The following is a 3,531-nucleotide window of genomic DNA, read 5'->3' on the forward strand; positions in this document are numbered from 1 at the left end:
TGTAGTTATTCTTGTAGTAGATAAAGGAAAGGCATGTAGTAAATAAACGACAAGACAGGACCAAGGGCTCCATGCCAAGTATCGGATTGCTAGCCACCTGTATGATTTTATAAGGACAGATTATGAAGCAAACTATACACCCCATAAGGTTGTATAGCACCCGTAAAAAAGTCAAAACGCCCAATTAAAAATTTTCAGAAAATTACGAGCTATACAGTATATCCCCCTATTTATACAAAACCGTTTCCCTAGGTCTTAAATCTTAGTTACTTTTAAATATTAAAACTCCTCCCGTAGCACCAATATTTAGCACTAATAAAATAGCCAAAGGCATTTTCTGTGCTGAAGACAATTAAATTACCACCAATACTTCCCACAACTCCCCTCACAAGTTATACCTGTTGATAATCAACTTCTAAGTGAGATGATCAATAACGAACATGGAGTTAGCCGAAAATCCGATTCTAGAGTAGGCAAACAAAATATATAAGCCATGACAATTTCAATGCAAGGCAACTGGACGGTTGCCGTAAAATCTAAAAGCGCATCTTATCCCCAACGTTTTGTGATTCAAGGTGCCAACAGCGGTAATGGGAGTCACTCTGGAACTAACGACACATCCGTTAGTGTTACCGGAACCCAATGGTCCATAAGCATACAAAACGATCCCGGAACGGGATGGCAGGCTTCAGAAACTCAACTTAAGTTTCCTGTAAAAACTGGAAGTAATTACGTTTTTGACATACACTCCAACGATGCTGGGGGCGATTCGGACTATAACGATTTAATCCTTACATGTTCTACTCCAGTAAACGTAAACGACTTTATAATCTTTGGCAACGTTACCCTGTATGGTGGCCGTTGTATTTTTAACCCTTGCCGAAGGTTTCCATGGGTGATTGAGACACACCCCGCATTAGAAAGGGCACTAAAAAACCCCTTATTATCCGATTATATAAAAACACATTACCCGGAGAGGGTACCCTTAGATCCTGAAGGTCCGGTAACCTTGAGGAAGGAGAACTATTTTAAACCAATGGTATTAGATCTTAGCGGAGAAGCCATGAAGCCCAATACTACCCTTGCTTATCGGCGTACCGAAGGCAAAAAGGACGCTTCTAAAAGTAAGAAAATCTTAGAGGCTAATTTTTCGGAATCAAAATTTGAATTAATTAATTCCTCTGCTAGTATTGAAAATCGCACTACGGCATTATCTAAAGATCGTTTACAATTGATAGAGAGTATTGAAGGGCTCTTTTTCTCATGCACTACCAACCCGGGATCTAACCTTACCCTTTCCTTTGAAGAATATGACCGCACCGCCGCCGAACTTATGGGTGGCACCTATACAGGAACCGGGAATCGAACCCTACTAGGCGACACTATTACCGACATGAATGGAAATTATATATTTAAATTTAGCTTTGATATGACCGTTCCAGGTTTGGAGGATGCCCAAGATATTGCTCCAGGAGAAGATGTGAATACCATCATTTTCCCCGATGTCATCGTCAAAATAGTAGACTTTGCACCCTATCAGGTACTTTATGAAAGTGCTCCATTCTATAACATTCCCAATCTAAGACGAATTAACCTATGTCTCCCAGAATCCATTCTACCGAAAGATTCTCCCACCTGCTTTAATGGCAACCTCATTGGCAGCTTAGGCAATGTATTTATTGGAGGAGACCAGAATAGCACGGGATCGTTCTCACCAACCAATTTAACTAGATATGGAAACTCCAATTATCTAGAGCCTAGCGGTATCATCTCCGTAGAGAGTCCACTAGCTGGTTTTGGGGTGCAATGTGCTGCTTGGAGAGGAACCATTGACATGAAGGGCTGTATGTACGATGCTACTAAAAGTGCTGCCGATAATAAGATTAAATGGTATACCATTCGCATCCGCAGGGCAGGAACTTCTTCCTGGGTTTACGTAACTCAAAACTATAAACACCCTAAATATTCCAACAGGAACCTTCCCAATTACATTGGCGATGATGTAGGTCCATTTTATCCAGCCCCAGGAAGCACATTGGACGGCTCCATTCCTGCATACAAAAACATTCAACGTGAAATATTTGTGGATGGCGAAGACTGGGAGTTTTCCAACCTCAGTAGGTATATGCGATTGAATACGCTTTTGCACGACATAATTTCGGGGGAACGCACCCCCGGCAGGTTCTTCCTTCGGGTAGATGGTTATGATACTAATGGAGCACATGTAAGCGGAGCAACGGATTTGATTGCGCTTTTCATACACAATAAGGAACTTAACTTTGCCATGACAACCCCCACTTTTAACGATCCATCAATAATAAATGTGGGCTGTGGTTTGTTCCATCTTACAGATTCCCAACTAAAGACCCCCATTACCTTCACCTTTAAAGCAACCGAAAACTATGAGTATGTGAATGAATATGGAGTTTTGGATAGTCGCGGATTTGTAGACAACTACCACTTAACTATAGGAAGATGTCCAAGTTCTACTATCACTTTAACTTCTAATCTTGGAGGAGACATTACCTTTTCAGGAAGCGACCTCTTATCTTCCGGAGAGAATGATAGCAACATAAGACATGGATGTCCGGGATATACCGGCACCCAAGATGACTATATGACCTCCAATGCGGTAGGCGTACAGATAGAACCTACCCCGTCTGGACCAGGATGGATACTAACCGCTGATGGAGAGACTTTCTCCGTCTATACTTTTGGTCTAACCGCAAACCAACGGGTGACCAACGGTTATAACAACGGATTATCTGGAACCTATAGGGCTTCGGGGAGAATTATGATGGAATATTTAGCGCCGTGAATATGGTGAGCCCCTCTGGTTTTATTCTTTGCACGCTCGCCGTTTGGCGTATAGGACACCTGCTGTCTCAGGAAGACGGACCATTTGAGCTAGTTATTAAATTTAGAAAACGGTTGGGGCAAAGCTTTTTTGGGGCCTTGCTAGACTGTTTTCATTGTGTAACACTATGGATAGCTATACCCTTTACTCTGCTATTAGCAGACACATGGCTACATGGAATAATTATTTGGTTGGCACTCTCCGGAGCGGCTTCAATTTTATTTAAACTAACCGAAAAATAGTATAACAATGGGGTGCTGTGGTGAAAAAAGACGGGCTTGGCAGAAGAACATTCGAAAACAGTCAAGCAAAAATAATCCTCCCGAAGAAATCCAAGGAGGTATTTCGGAAAGACCTCCCCAAGTCTTTGAAAGCTTGGAAAACAACAGCTTAATACTAAAAGGGGCTGTTACGGGCAAAACTTATTTTTTTAAAGGCAAGGGACATCGACTTACAATCGATTTTATGGATGCCTATGGCATGCAGGCCGAACCGTTTATAAAAAAGGTGGCCAAATGAACACCTCCCTTTCTCTTACAGCTTATCCACAATTTTTGCATAAACACAACAATTGGTCATGATCCCATGATCCCTCAGAACTTCCAAAATGTTGTACCTATGTTGTACCCGATCGAGTAGGAAGGTAGCCATTATTTGGCTACCTGTCCTCTCAC

Annotated in this window: 3 protein-coding genes; all 3 read left to right on the plus strand. The window is 41.9% G+C overall.

The features are described 5' to 3' along the window. The first annotated feature begins 493 nt into the window (after positions 1-493). Genes BV214_RS16095 through BV214_RS16105 form a run of 3 tightly spaced genes read left to right on the plus strand, consistent with a single transcriptional unit; the run spans position 494 to position 3,376 of the window. Positions 494-2,818 (plus strand): hypothetical protein, encoded by a 2,325-nt coding sequence (locus BV214_RS16095; RefSeq protein ID WP_140157783.1) that lies wholly within the window; start codon positions 494-496, stop codon positions 2,816-2,818. Positions 2,819-2,820: 2 nt separating this feature from the next. After that, entirely contained in the window at positions 2,821-3,099 is a 279-nt protein-coding gene (locus tag BV214_RS17205) for a DUF1360 domain-containing protein (RefSeq protein WP_086478526.1), read from the plus strand. Between the two features lie 7 nt (positions 3,100-3,106). Then, the gene (locus BV214_RS16105; protein WP_086478527.1) at positions 3,107-3,376 is read left to right on the plus strand and encodes a hypothetical protein; all 270 of its coding nucleotides are present in this window, start codon (positions 3,107-3,109) and stop codon (positions 3,374-3,376) included. The last annotated feature ends 155 nt before the right edge of the window (positions 3,377-3,531 follow it).

It is taken from the genome of Arenibacter amylolyticus (genome assembly GCF_002150785.1).
Classification (GTDB): Bacteria; Bacteroidota; Bacteroidia; order Flavobacteriales; family Flavobacteriaceae; genus Arenibacter; species Arenibacter amylolyticus.

Excerpts from the sequence above, each read along its gene's own strand:
- BV214_RS16095 (WP_140157783.1), top strand. The coding sequence starts at position 494 with ATGACAATTTCAATGCAAGGCAACTGGACGGTTGCCGTAAAATCTAAA.
- BV214_RS17205 (WP_086478526.1), top strand. The coding sequence starts at position 2,821 with ATGGTGAGCCCCTCTGGTTTTATTCTTTGCACGCTCGCCGTTTGGCGT.
- BV214_RS16105 (WP_086478527.1), top strand. The coding sequence starts at position 3,107 with ATGGGGTGCTGTGGTGAAAAAAGACGGGCTTGGCAGAAGAACATTCGA.